Consider the following 12,894-nt stretch of genomic DNA (forward strand, 5'->3'; position numbering starts at 1 on the left):
CGACCGCGTCAGTCGTCGAGCGCGGACCGGTACACCCGGTCGACGGCATCGACCATTTTCTCCGCGGTATATTCGGCGATGAAGCGCGCATGGCCCCGCTCGCCCCAGTCGGGCAACGTGGCGGGGTCGAGCGCTTCCAACGTCCGGCGTAGCGCGGCCGCATCGTTCGCCGGGAAGCTGACGCCGTAGCGTCCGCCGTCGAGGATGTCGTTCAGCCCGCCCGCGGTCGAGGCGATCACCGCGCGGCGGACTCGCATCGCCTCGATCGCGACCAAGCCGAAGCCCTCCCAGCGCGACGGCACGATGATCGCATCCGCCGCCATCATCTCGGCCACCACGCCGTTGCGATCGCGCCACCCGACATACTCGACGAAATCGGGCGTCGGACTTCCCGTGCCCGTCGACAGCACCGCCTGCCCGACGATCCGCAGTGCATAGCGATCACCCAGCCCGGCGATCGCCTCCAGCAGCAGATCGAGCCCCTTCTGCCGGTCGAGCCGGCCGACGAACAAGAGCTTGATCCGGGAGTCGTCCCATCGCGCCGGCACGACCGGGGGCGGGGCCGCGGCGATCGCGTTGTTGATCGTTACCAGCTTGCGCTCGGGCAAGCCGGCTTCGACCGCGACATCGCGTTCGTGCGGCGAGATCAGCAGGATCCGGTCCGCCGCCCTTGCCAGATAACGCTCGACCGCGACGATGAAGCGCCGCACGTTCGGCGATACCTGCATGCTGAACGCCCAGCCATGCGGGCAGAACAACACGCGGGGCCGCCGCCCGAACCGCAGGATCCGCGTGATCACGCCCGCGCCGAACGAATGCGCGTGGACGATGTCAGGCCGGGTCGCGCGCCGCACGCGTCGATACGCGAAGAACAGTTTCGCCATGCCCCGCAGCCGGTTGGGCCGATCGAAGAATACGAACCGGATGCCGCTGTCGCGCAGCCGCGGCTCGATATGGTCGCGGTGCTGCTCGGGCATCAGCAGCGTCAGCGCGGCGGGGCCATAAAGCTCCGCCTGCGGGGTCAGCAGCTCGGCGAGAAAGCTCCCCGTCCCGCCGATGATGCTGTCGCACACATGCAGCACGCGGGGCGCGCCGCCATCCCCGCGCGGTCCGGTCGACACGGCCATGCGATCAGACGAGGACGGTGCCGGTGATCGGAATGCCGTGTTGGTCGAGCACTTCGATCAGCCCACGCACGTCGCTGCGCTTGGTCCGGTGTTTGCGGACGACGATCACCGCCGCGTCGAAGCCGCTGATCGCATCGGCGATGCTGGTCGCACCGTTGGTCGAATGGATCGCGGCGACGGCCAGCATCTGGCCGCTCGAGGTCGCGACCGCGTCATGCTGTTCGAGCAGCGACCGCCGCTCGATCGGTTCGCCGCTGCCGCCCTCCGATCCGGTCCCCTGCACCAGCAGGCCCGGGATCGCGGTGCCCTGGTGATCGGCATGGTCGGCCAGCTGGAACAGGCTCGCGATCCGCGGATGCGCGCGATTGGTGTCGACGATCAGCGTGTGCGATCCGGCCTTCGCCATCACCACGCCGATATTGGCGGCCAGCACGGCGAGCGCCTCGTCGCAATCGACGCCGATCAGCGCACAGGCGCGCGACCGGCGATCGGTCTCGCCGTAGCTTTGCAGGATCGAGCTGCGGATCGCGCGCGCCGCCACCACATAGGGCGTGTCGGCCGCATAGGCCGCGACGACCAGCGGATCGACGCTGCCGGGGGCGACATGGGACGATCCGGTATCGTCGCCGTCGGAGCGAAACGATGCGGGACCAGTGGTCGAACGAAGCCTCACGCTATTGCCTCCTTGCGCGGGGCTCGCCAGCCCGTTGTCCCGCTTTCGATGTCGGTCATGTCGGCGATCACGTCGAGATCGAGCGCACGCGCGGTCCCCGACGGAGTGCGCAGTCGCGGCGTGAGCATTTCCTGTCCGATCGCCGAGGCGAGCCCAGCGCCCGCACCCAACACGATCGCTGCGATCACCCACAGGATCAGGTTCGGCTTGGACGGCAGCGTCGGCGCCACCGCGCGATCGAGACGGCTCGCATTGGCCTGCGACACCTCGGATTGCAGCGTCGCCTCGTTGTAGCGCTGACGCACCGTGTCGTAGGTCGCCCGCGCCGCATCGACGTCGCGCTGCAGCACGTTCAGCTGATCCTGCACACCCGACAGCGCGAGCATGCGCGTCTGCTGTGCCGCCAGATCGGCGCGGATCTGCGACTCGCGCCGGCCCGCTGCCGAGCTCGAGGCGGTCAACGCCTGGGCCTGGATCGACCGCGCCGATTCGAGCTGGCTGCGCAGCGCCGCCAGCTGCGCGTTGGCGGCCAGCATGTCGGGGTGGTTCGGACCGAGCGTCTTCGACAGCTCGGCGACCTTGCCCGCCTGCAGACCGCTCTCGCGCTGAAGGTCCTGGACGATCGTCGACTGCGCGACCTCGGGCTGCGCGGTCGACCCCGATTTGGACTGCGCGACCGCCGCGGCGGCCTGCGCGGAGACCAGCTCGGTCGACAGGTTGCGGACGCGGTCGGCTTCGACGTCCATCCGGTTCATGCCGACGATGCCGTGCTGACGCTGGAAGTTGGACAAGCGCGACTGCGCCGCTTCCAGCCGGTCACGGACATCGCGAGTCCGCGCGTCGTACCATTTGGCGTTACCCTGCGCGCTGCCGCTGCGCAGCGTCACCTGCTTGGTCAGGAACGTGTCGACGATCAGGTTCAGCGTCTTGGCCGCCTGCTCGGGCGTGTTCGCGGTCAGGCTGAGCCGGATCACGTTGCTGCCCTTCTCGTTGCTGATCGCGAGATCGCGGCGCAGCATGACGAGGCCGTTCTGGGTCCGCTCCGCCGGCGTATCGCCCAGCTTCGCGCTCTGGAACTGCGGGCTGCGGCGAATCACCTCGCCGAGCACGGCATCGCTGCGGATGATGTCCTCCTGCGTGCCGATCACCGATTCCAGGACCGAACTATTGTCGGAACCGGTCACGCTGTTGGCGCTGACCGGATCGCGCTGGGTCAGATCGACCAGCACCGACGACGACGCGGTGTAGGCGCGGGGACGCGTGAAGCCGAGCACGGCGATGGCGAGAAACACCAGGCCGCCCACGATCAGGACAAGCCGGAGCCTATACCGGATCGCGCTTACCAAGTCAGTGAAACCGATCACAGATCACGCACTCCCCGTTCCAGAACAGTTCGCAGATCGTCGAGCCCGGGGGTCTTGATCCGGGTCGGATCGATCCTGCGATTATACACAAGCAGATAGAATTGCGGTGCCAGCGTATCGTCGAAATAATAGCTGCCTTCGATCGCGCTGGCATGCAGGATCGGGCTCAACGCGGCGAACGCCGCGGCGATCGTCGCATCGTCATGGCCGTCTTCGTCGAGCACCAGGACCACCTCGGTGCGTTCGATGCGAGTCCGCATCGCCGCCGCGAGGCAGATGACCGCGGCCGCCGTCGCGATCTGCTTCGGCAGCCGCTGGATATCGGCGACCACCGCGGCGGCGCGCGGGCTCAGCGCACTCCACTCGGCATAGGCGTCGACCAGACCCTGCTGGACCACCGCGTCGTCGATATGGTCCTGACCCGCGCGGCTTGCCGCGATCGCGCAATTCGATCCGAACAACCGCAGATGATAGGGCGACCCCACCGCGGACCGCGAGATCCTGGTGGCCGCGGCGTCGTCGATCGTCATGCCCGCGGTCTCGCAGCAGCGCAGCAGCAGCGCCTTGAGCTGCTCGGTTTCGATCCCGCCGATCGGCACCGACACGATATGCCGGCGGAGCGACGGATGCCCCTCGATCAGGTCCTCGAGATTAGCGGCGATGCCGACCGCGACGATCCGGACCGGCGAGCGCATGTCGGACAGCAGCTTCATCAGCGTCGCCATCTCGGTCTTGGTCGCCAGGTTCTCGATCCGGTCGAACTCGTCGAGCACGAAGATCGTCGGCCGGCGAACCTTTTCGGCAAGGATGCTGGCTACCTGCCGCGCGTCGAACGGCGCGTTGAGCAGCGGCTGGATATCGATCCGCCGCACGCCCTCGCCGGGGATCGACATCAGCTCGACGAGGTACGGACGGCACAGCTCGGAGAAATCGATGTCGCCACCGGCCAGATTGTACAGGACCGTCGCCCCGGCCTCGTCCGCCAGATCGCCGAACACGCGCGACAGCGATGTCTTGCCCGACCCGCGCGCGCCGAACACGATGCCGTGCTTGCCGTGCTCGAGGACGGCCTCGACGAGCCGGTCGAGCTCGCGCGCGCGCCCGGCCAGACCGGCGCGATGCTCGACCGGCATCCCGGCATCGAACGCCGCATGGATACGAGTCCGCTGCGAGCTGATCGCCATGACGCCCGCATTCGCGCGCGCCGGTTGCGACACCGCACCCGGACCCGGCTGCGTCGCCGACCCCGGCCGCGCACCCGGACGCACCGTCGCAGAGGCTTCCTGCACGGGCGTACCGACCGCGATACGCAGGTCGGGCAGGCTCGACATCGGCGGCTCGGGATCGAGCAGACCGGACAGCCAGTCACGGAGGCGTGCGAAGAAGCTCACGCGTGGCTACCCCGCGCTTCGAACAGGATCGGGATCATCACGATCAGAACCACTTTTCCTTGATGACCAGCACGTCTTCGGGCTGGACCACCATGTCGAGATCGGGCTTGTCGATCTTCTGACCGCCGCGCCGCACTTCGATCCGCTTGACCGAACCGGCCAGCGTCGGCCCGCCGGCGAGCGCCAGCGCCTGGCGGAAGGTCATGCCAGGCTGGATCGGATAGGCGCCGCCCTTGTTGACTTCGCCGTAGACATAGACCGATTCGGCGGTCGGCACGAACAGCGTGTCGCCCGGCTGGACCATGCGCGACGCGCCACCTGCCAGATCGGCGAGCGAGATGCGGACCGGCTGGCCACCGACCGGGGTCAGGATCACGGCGTTGGCGCCGTCGATCCGCGGCCCGCCCGCGCGCGCGACCATCGCCGACACGGTATAGGGTCGATCGATCGGATAGAGACCCGAATTGGGCACGGCACCCAGCACGGTCGCGGTCTTGCTGGCATAGGCGGTGATCTCGACGTTGATCGAGGGCTTGCTCAGATAGCCGCCACGGACATATGCCTGCGACAATTCGGTGCCGAGTTGCGCGGTCGTCTTGCCCGCCGCCTGGACCACGCCGAGGAACGGCGCGGTGATCGTGCCGTCGGCGCGGATCCGCGTCTTCGACGACATCGAATCCTGCCCGAACACGGTGACCGAAATCTCGTCGTTGGGCCCGAGCACGTACGAGCTTGCCGGCGTGACGGGTCCCTGACCAACGGGTGCATTGGCGACCTGCGCCTGCGCCTGCGCGAGCGGCACCGCGGACAACGCCACTGCGCCAGCCAGGCGTACGAAGTGCCAGCTAACTGTCATGATGTGCCTCGTCATTGTGTCAGAACCTGTACGATACGCCGGCCGCGGCGCGGTTGGCATCATAATCGTTTAACCCCGTATTGGTACGCCGCGACGTGCGCTGGCCATCCAACGTCAGATTGAGGCGCTCGCCCATCGCACGGGTCAGCCCCAAAGTCAGGCTGGAAAAACGATCGCTGGAAAAAGGCGACGCGATCACAAGCGGATCGCCGCGAAACTGTCGCCGTCCCAGAATCGCGCCGCCGCGCAGCGTGGTGCGCTCGGCAAACCGCCATTCGGTGTTCAGCGCGTAATCGGACTGGACGGTGAACCCGGACGGCACCAGCGAATCGTTGACGATGCGCCGACCCGCCTCACCCTTGAACATGATCCGCGGAATAGGCCGGAATACGAGGTCCACGTCCCAGCCGGGGCCATGATAGGGGCGCACGTTGGCCCCCTGGCTTCGCGCCTGGAGGTAATGCAGATCGACGTTCAGTTCGACCCGGCTCACGACCGCGCGATTGAACGTCACGCCCGCCTCGTCGATGCGATTGACGACGCCGATCGTCGGACGATCCGCTCGCGAATAGCGATAAAACAGTGCCACCTGTCCCAGGCTGGGACGCGCATAGCCGATTCCGCCCGCCGCGGAGACCAGCGTTTGGTCCGCGAAATCGAACTGTGTCGTGTTGCGCGTCGTCCGCCGCGACACTTCGGCCAGCGGAAAGAACCCCACGGCGCGAGGGCAGCTGGCCTTCACCGCCACCGTCGAGAACGTCTGGAAATTGTCGACCGGGCCGTTGATGTCGCCATAATCAGCCTGTTGCCGCGCGAATCGCAGATCGGGCTGGATCTGGCAGATGCCAGCGACTCGGATCGTACCGGTCCCCTCTATGTCGGCGCGCGCACGGCTGCGATCGGTGTTCCGGGTATAGAAACTATAGGCGAAATCGCCGTCGACGCGCAGGTCGTTATGCCCGACCTGCCGTTGATAGGTCGCGCGCACCGCAGGCGTGACGATGATGTCGTCGACCGGCGCCGCGCGGTTTTCGTTGGTTCGAAAGATGTTGTCGTCATAGGCGACCTCCCCCGACGGCGTCACGCTCAGACCCGGCTGATCGATCGTCGTCACGCCGATCAGCGGGATCGGCAGCAACGGATTCCCCAGCTGCTCGGACTGCGCGACGGCGACCTGCGGAACGACGAAGGCAGCGGCACCCATTGCCTGGGCAATGACGCTGAAGACTCGCGCGCGATTCATGCTGCAATGCAACATCGAGCGACGAACCGGTGAGGAATAACAACCGAACATAGAGTCTGCGTGCCTTCTCGTATCCACGGCGTCAAGACGCTCCTAACCGATGTAAAAGACGAACTCACCTTCGATCACGCTGCGCTGCCGCATAAGTGTTCCTATATGTCCCCTCCATTAACCGCATGTAAAACCCTGCGAATTAAGCATGAGTCCTCATCGAGGGTTCGTCATGGTTCGCCGTTTTTTGCCACTATTCAGCATTTTGCTCGCATCCTGCGGCGGCGGCGACGGCAGTTCCGCCTCGACCGAAGCCGTTACGACCGTTCCTGCTGCAGTGCCGTCGCCGACGCCCGCGCCTGCCGCCACGCCGACCGCCGCCGACGCCAGTGCGCTGCCCACCGAAGCCGGCGCCACCGCGATCATATTTGCCGCGTCGGACCTGCCGGTGCGCGCGTCGCCCTATATCGTCGGCGCGGCCACGCACTTCTCCTATGCGGCGCTCGCCGGTTACGATCCCGACAGCGTCGCGCAGCGGTTTACCGATAGCGGCATCCGGGCGTTCCGCGAGGATCTCTACTGGAACGCGCTGGCACCCGATTGGGACGTCACCGGCGCGCATTTGCCGCAGCCGCTCGTGACCTTCCTCGGCAAGACCACCGCACGACCCCTGTATATCCTCAACAACGGCAACGCGTTCATTCCGGGCGCGTCGCCGCCGGTCGCCGATGCCGGACAGACCGCGTTCGCGGCCTATGCGCAGCGCGCGGTCGCCGCGACCGCCGGCCGCGATGCGATCTACGAGATCTGGAACGAATGGAACCGCAACGTCGTCCGCGACAAGCCGGTGATGGTCGGTCCGGGCGACGCGTCGGACTATCGCGCGTCGCTCTACTACGCGCCGCTCGCTGCGCGCGCGACCAGCGCGATCAAGCAGGTCGCACCCAGCGCGAAGGTCTTGGTGGGCGCGGCGGGCGACGATCCCGACTGGCAATGGACGCTCGACGTCCTCGCCCGCGGGGCGGCGGCGCAGGCCGACGGCGTCTCCGCGCATATCTACAATCACTGCGCCAGTACCGCCAATCGCACCGCGTCCGAGGCGCTGGGCCGGCTGACGCTGCTGCATACCAAGATCGCCGGCGCCAATGGCGGGCGCGACCTGCCCTTGTATGTCACCGAATGGGGCTGGCCGGCGGGTACCAACGTCTGTGCGGTGAGCGCGGCGAAGATCGCGACCAACGTGCCGCAGTTCCTGCTGCACACCGCCGCGCTGCCCTGGGTGGCGGGGTCCTGGTATTACGAGACCAAGGATTCGGGCGTCGATCCGACCAACATCCAGCATAATTTCGGTCTGTACGACGCCAATTACGCGGCGAAGTCGGCGCAGTGCGCGTTCGCCGATGCCAGCGCGGTAATCGCCGATGCGAAGGCGATGGCGGTGCAGAGCGTCGACAACGGCCTGACGGTGATCCGCGTCACGACGTCGCGCGGCCTGGCGATCGTCGCGTGGAGCGCGGTGGCCGGCCGGCAGGGGCGGATCACGGTCGGCGGCACCGCCGCCTACACCACCCGCACCCTCTGCCAGGCCACCGCTGCCGCCGCCTCCGACCGCACCCTCACCATCGGCGAGATGCCGGTCGTGATCGACATGCCCAACGCCAGCCGACTTGGGGTCAACGCCCGCCTGCTCTAGGCTGCCGGACAAATCGCGATCCTCGCGTCGGTCAGCGGTTTCCGCTGCCGGCCGCGATCTGGTCGAACGCGTCGAGCATCTGTTTGGCGAGCACGTCATAGTCGTACCGGTCGGTCTGCTTGGCGGCCTGCTCGCGCAGGACCAGCAATTGCTCGGGATTCTCCAACACATCGACGATCGCCGCACGCCAGCGCTCGGTGTCGCCGGGCGGCACCAGCATGCCGTTGACACCGGGCTCGATCAGTTCGGGCAGCCCGCCCTTGTCGCTGCCCATCACCGGCACCGCGTTGACCAGCGCCTGGAACACGACGCCCGGCGAATTTTCGGCCCATAGCGACGGAACGATCAGCATATCGCTTTCGGCCATCAGATCGGAGACGTTCTGCTGCGGCACATGGCCCTGCATCGTCAGCCACGGGCGATCGCCATACGCCGCCCGCAACGCCTGATCCTCCGGCCCCTTGCCGAGCACGGTGAGATGGAACTTATACTGCGCGGCGAGCGGATCGAGCAGTTCGAGGAGGAAATTGATCCCCTTGGTCTTTTCCAGCCGTCCGACGAACACCAGTCGCACCGTATCCGACGGCACGTGCGTGGTGCGCGGGGTGGGATAGCGGTTGGGGTTGAGGATGTGGAAGCGCGGATAGTCCTCAATCGGCAGGAACGACGACACCGTGTCGAGATTGGACTGCGACGGCGAGATGAAGCCGAGCCGCGGAATCTCACGCAGGAACCCCATCTTGACCTTCGAACTCACGCGGCAACTGGTACACTGGCCGACGCACTCGTCGCTGCCGCGGAACATCGTCGTACGCAGGCAGGTATAGGCAAGGTCGTGCAATGTGATCGCGGTCGGGATGTCGTGACGGCCGATCGCCTTCAACCCGTTATAGCCCAGCCCCGATATCCAGTGGATATGGATGAAATCGGGTTTGAAATCGGCGATGACCTGCTCGAACATAGCCTCGTTGCGCGGATCGTAATGATCCTGCGCATGCCAGATCGGCTTCTTCCAGCTCGGCGCTTGGCTGGTCTTGAACACCGGATAGATGTGCGGGGTGCCGACCCGGTACAGCGTGTAGCCGTCCTGCGGCGTCGCCCAGCTCTCATGCTCGGCCATCGGCGCCGCTGTCAGTACCGCCGCCTCGTGGCCATTGGCTGCGAACCAATAGGTCAGACTGTGCGCGCACAGTTCCGCGCCACCGATCACATAAGGCGGATAATAGGCGGAAATGCTCAGGATGCGCATTGTGTGCCGCTCCAATGGCTATAGGACGAGAGTTCGCGCAGCATCATGACGCGGCGACGATCCGGGCCGGCACGCCAACCGCGACCGCACCGTTCGGCACATCACGCAACACTACGGCATTGGCGCCGATCATGGCTCCCTCCCCGATTGAGATCGCGCCTATAATTGCCGCCCCTGCCGACAGATAGGCGTTTCGGCCGATCCGTGCATGACCAGGGCTGTGCGAATGGCGGGAGCCGATCGTCACGTTCTGCAGGATCGCGACGTTTTCGCCCAAGGTGCAGACGCCCACGACGATCCCGTATGGATGAGGAATGTACAGTCCCGGCGAAACAGTACAGCCGATCGCGATCTCCGAACCGAACGAGCGGCACGTCGCCCACCACCAGATACGCCGCATCGGACGACCAATCACGGGAATGCGCGCCAACAGATCCTGGATCCGCCGCGCCAGCACGAACTGGAACCCTTGCGTCACCAGGATCATCCGCAAGGCGAAGCCCGCGGTTACGATGGTCGATTCGTGATGGGCGAACAACGCGAGATCACGCCGAACCGCCGCGCGGAAACCGGCGGCTTCGCCTGATTCCGTATTGGTCATGGGCGGACACTACCTCTGCTGGAGACTGCCATTCGGCATGGTGAAAATGGTATAAAGAAATTTTTTGTGCATTGCGGCAATTGTGACGTCACGCAAAGCCATAACGGTGAACTCGTATCATTTTTTGTAAAAATATCGTCTGTAGAGGACACGTGCCTGCCCTTGCCGTCACAAGTTCACGGTTGCGAAAGATGCTGAGGTCACGATATCGCAGACGCGAGATGAACGTTCGATGGCGTAGTATCCGCACTGGATTTGATCGAGACGACAGTAACGATCGACCAGAACGGGTGGATGTCGCCTTAGAATACGCCGCCTTGAATTCCATGGTGCGCCTCCTCCGCGGTATTTGGGTCGCGGCTGATACGCAAAAGACGAATTGATAGGGTAGCATGCGCATTCTGATCGTGAACACGTTGTATCCCCCCTCCCTCGTCGGTGGCGCCGAGCGGTCGGTCGCGCTGCTCGGCCGGGCGGTCGGCGCGCGCGGTCACGAGGTTCACGTCGCGTCGCTGCACGACGGCGATACGATCATCGAGGAACGCGACGGTCCGGTGACGGTACACCGCCTGCCGCTGCGCAACATCTATTGGCCGTTCCGCCCCGGTCATCGTCCGTCGAAGCCCGTGCGCCTGATGTGGCACCTGCGCGACCGGAAAAATCGGCGGGCGACTCGCGACCTGATCGCGCTCGCCAAGCGGATCAAGCCCGACGTGCTGCACACCAACAATCTGCAGGGGTTCTCGACCGAGATCTGGCACTGGGCGCGCGCCAACGACATCCGGATCGTCCACACGCTGCGCGACTACAGCCTTATGTGCGCCCGCGCCGCGCTATACCGCGATCGCAAGGATTGCGTCGAACGCTGCGCCGATTGCCGGCTGCTGACCGACCGCAAGAAGCGCAATACGCCGCTCGTCGATGCGGTCGCCTCGAACAGTCAGTACGTGATCGATACGCACGAGCGTCACGGCTTCTTCGACGATACGCCGAGCCGCGTGATCTTCAACATCGCCGATGTGAACGCGGTGGTGTCCAGCACGGAACGACCGGGGCGCGAGGACGCCCCCGGCCTGGTGTTCGGCGTCATCGGCCGGGTCGAACCCGAAAAGGGCATCGAAGTGGTGCTCGCGGCAATCACCAGCGTCGAAGGCGACTGGCGACTGCGCATCGCCGGCGGTGGCCAGACCGACTATATCGACGGGCTGAAGGCGCGCTATCCGGATCCGCGGATCGACTGGATGGGGTTCGTCGAGGCCGATGCGTTCTACGACAGCATCGACGTCCTGATCATCGGCTCGACCTGGCCCGAACCGCTGCCGCGTACCATGATCGAAAGCCTCGCGCGCGGCACGCCGACCTTGTATTCGGACGCTGGCGGCACGCCCGAGATCGGCCATATGGCGCCGCTGTCGGCAATGTACGCCAAGGACGATCCCGAGGCGCTCGCATCGCAGCTGCGCCTTGCGCTCGACGACCCGGCGACCTGGCGCGCGCGCCGCACCGCCGATCCGGCATTGCTCGAGCAATTCTCCGAAGCGGCGGTCGCGGGCCGCTATATCGCGCTCTACGCCAGCGACGCCGACCGCCCGGTCTGATCGGCGTTTTTCGCTCGCTATTCAGATCGCAGCGAGCGCGGCGATCAGATCGTCGGTGCTCGCCGACCAGCTATAGGCGTCAGCGCGCGCCGCGGTGCGTGCCGCCAGATCGTCGACCAGAATGTCGTCGCGCAGGATCCGCTCCAGCCCCGCCGCGATCGAGTCGATCGAGGTCGGATCGACGTACAGCGCCGCATCGCCGCACACCTCGCGCACCGGGGGGATATCGCCCGCCAGCACCGGACGGCCGAACTGCATCATCTCCAGCGGTGGGATGCCGAAGCCTTCATACAGGCTGGGAAACACCAGCGCGCGGGCGGCGCGGTACAGCCCCATCAACGCCTCGTCGCTGATCCGGCCCGGCAGGATCACGCCCGGCGGCACGTCGTCCATGCCGTTCTGCGCGAACGATTTGACCGCCGCGCCGACCAGCACGAGCCGATCGTCGGGCCGCGCGACCCGCGCGAACGCCTCGAGCGCGCGCGGCAGGTTCTTGTTCGGTGCGAACGATCCCACGAAGAGCAGGAATCGGCCCGGAATCAGGCCCAGTTGCGCGACGATGTCGGTATCAGGGACGATCGCCTCGACATGGTCCGCCGCGTTGGGGATCACCGGAATTCTGGCGGGGTCGAGCTTGAGCACTGCGGCCAGACGATCGCGCGAAAAGCCCGACACGGTCGCGATCTGTGAGCGACGCGCGATCAGATGCCCGAGCGTCCGGTGCATCGTCCGATACGGTCGCGAGAAATTCTCCGGCAGATCGTAGACCAGTGCGTCGTGGATCACGGTCAGCGACCGGCGCGGCGCGATCGGCCCAGAGTTGCACAGGTTGAGAAGCGTCGACCCGTGTACCGCTCGCGGCAGATGGATCTGCTCCCAGGCGTGACCACCGCCGCGACCGACGGTGCGCGCCGAAAACCACGGCCATTCTGGCGGTGCAGCAACGCCGGGCGGCAGCAACAGCGTCCAGCGGGGTGGCTCGACACCCGCCACGATGCGGTCGTGAACCTGCCCCAGCAACATGCGCGCGAACCGTTCGACGCCGGTGACCGAGCGTCCCAGAAAACGACCATTAACTGCGATCATTGTCTCTATTTTCCAATTCCAT

Annotated in this window: 11 protein-coding genes; 2 read left to right on the forward strand and 9 right to left on the reverse strand. The window is 66.0% G+C overall.

The window, feature by feature from the left end:
- Positions 1–8 precede the first annotated feature (8 nt).
- Genes C8J47_RS11665 through C8J47_RS11690 form a run of 6 tightly spaced genes read right to left on the reverse strand, consistent with a single transcriptional unit; the run spans position 9 to position 6,654 of the window.
- Complete coding sequence (locus C8J47_RS11665; protein ID WP_183129079.1) at positions 9–1,121, reverse strand: glycosyltransferase; 1,113 nt, start codon at positions 1,119–1,121, stop codon at positions 9–11.
- A gap of 10 nt (positions 1,122–1,131) precedes the next feature.
- On the reverse strand, positions 1,132–1,800 hold the full coding sequence (locus C8J47_RS11670) for a hypothetical protein (RefSeq protein ID WP_121885767.1): 669 nt from the start codon (positions 1,798–1,800) through the stop codon (positions 1,132–1,134).
- Positions 1,797–3,164 (reverse strand): GNVR domain-containing protein, encoded by a 1,368-nt coding sequence (locus C8J47_RS11675; RefSeq protein ID WP_056054095.1) that lies wholly within the window; start codon positions 3,162–3,164, stop codon positions 1,797–1,799. Before C8J47_RS11675 ends, C8J47_RS11670 begins: the two co-directional genes overlap by 4 nt.
- Entirely contained in the window at positions 3,161–4,555 is a 1,395-nt protein-coding gene (locus C8J47_RS11680; RefSeq protein WP_121885768.1) for an ATP-binding protein, read from the reverse strand. Before C8J47_RS11680 ends, C8J47_RS11675 begins: the two co-directional genes overlap by 4 nt.
- A 43-nt stretch (positions 4,556–4,598) precedes the next feature.
- Positions 4,599–5,411, reverse strand: coding sequence for a polysaccharide biosynthesis/export family protein (locus tag C8J47_RS11685; protein WP_121885769.1), 813 nt, complete (start codon positions 5,409–5,411; stop codon positions 4,599–4,601).
- Between the two features lie 19 nt (positions 5,412–5,430).
- Positions 5,431–6,654, reverse strand: a complete 1,224-nt coding sequence (locus C8J47_RS11690; RefSeq protein ID WP_183129080.1) for an outer membrane beta-barrel protein — start codon at positions 6,652–6,654, stop codon at positions 5,431–5,433.
- A 223-nt stretch (positions 6,655–6,877) separates the two neighbouring features.
- Here C8J47_RS11690 and C8J47_RS11695 point away from each other — a divergent pair, with 223 nt between their 5' ends.
- The gene (locus tag C8J47_RS11695; RefSeq protein WP_147454318.1) at positions 6,878–8,338 is read left to right on the forward strand and encodes a hypothetical protein; all 1,461 of its coding nucleotides are present in this window, start codon (positions 6,878–6,880) and stop codon (positions 8,336–8,338) included.
- Between the two features lie 31 nt (positions 8,339–8,369).
- Here C8J47_RS11695 and C8J47_RS11700 read toward each other — a convergent pair whose 3' ends face one another.
- Positions 8,370–9,587 (reverse strand): glycosyltransferase family 4 protein, encoded by a 1,218-nt coding sequence (locus C8J47_RS11700; RefSeq protein WP_056054080.1) that lies wholly within the window; start codon positions 9,585–9,587, stop codon positions 8,370–8,372.
- A 43-nt stretch (positions 9,588–9,630) separates the two neighbouring features.
- Positions 9,631–10,188, reverse strand: a complete 558-nt coding sequence (locus C8J47_RS11705) for a serine acetyltransferase (RefSeq protein WP_056054077.1) — start codon at positions 10,186–10,188, stop codon at positions 9,631–9,633.
- A 392-nt stretch (positions 10,189–10,580) separates the two neighbouring features.
- Between C8J47_RS11705 and C8J47_RS11710 the strand changes: the two genes are divergently transcribed.
- Entirely contained in the window at positions 10,581–11,786 is a 1,206-nt protein-coding gene (locus C8J47_RS11710; RefSeq protein ID WP_121885772.1) for a glycosyltransferase family 4 protein, read from the forward strand.
- A 21-nt stretch (positions 11,787–11,807) separates the two neighbouring features.
- Here C8J47_RS11710 and C8J47_RS11715 read toward each other — a convergent pair whose 3' ends face one another.
- On the reverse strand, positions 11,808–12,872 hold the full coding sequence (locus C8J47_RS11715) for a glycosyltransferase family 1 protein (RefSeq protein ID WP_183129081.1): 1,065 nt from the start codon (positions 12,870–12,872) through the stop codon (positions 11,808–11,810).
- Positions 12,873–12,894 lie beyond the last annotated feature (22 nt).

Origin of the sequence: Sphingomonas sp. PP-F2F-G114-C0414, assembly GCF_003688595.1 — a bacterium.
In the GTDB taxonomy this organism is placed as follows: domain Bacteria; phylum Pseudomonadota; class Alphaproteobacteria; order Sphingomonadales; family Sphingomonadaceae; genus Sphingomonas.

Excerpts from the sequence above, each read along its gene's own strand:
- C8J47_RS11685 (WP_121885769.1), bottom strand. The coding sequence starts at position 5,411 with ATGACAGTTAGCTGGCACTTCGTACGCCTGGCTGGCGCAGTGGCGTTG.
- C8J47_RS11690 (WP_183129080.1), bottom strand. The coding sequence starts at position 6,654 with ATGAATCGCGCGCGAGTCTTCAGCGTCATTGCCCAGGCAATGGGTGCC.
- C8J47_RS11695 (WP_147454318.1), top strand. The coding sequence starts at position 6,878 with ATGGTTCGCCGTTTTTTGCCACTATTCAGCATTTTGCTCGCATCCTGC.
- C8J47_RS11700 (WP_056054080.1), bottom strand. The coding sequence starts at position 9,587 with ATGCGCATCCTGAGCATTTCCGCCTATTATCCGCCTTATGTGATCGGT.
- C8J47_RS11705 (WP_056054077.1), bottom strand. The coding sequence starts at position 10,188 with ATGACCAATACGGAATCAGGCGAAGCCGCCGGTTTCCGCGCGGCGGTT.
- C8J47_RS11710 (WP_121885772.1), top strand. The coding sequence starts at position 10,581 with ATGCGCATTCTGATCGTGAACACGTTGTATCCCCCCTCCCTCGTCGGT.
- C8J47_RS11715 (WP_183129081.1), bottom strand. The coding sequence starts at position 12,872 with ATGATCGCAGTTAATGGTCGTTTTCTGGGACGCTCGGTCACCGGCGTC.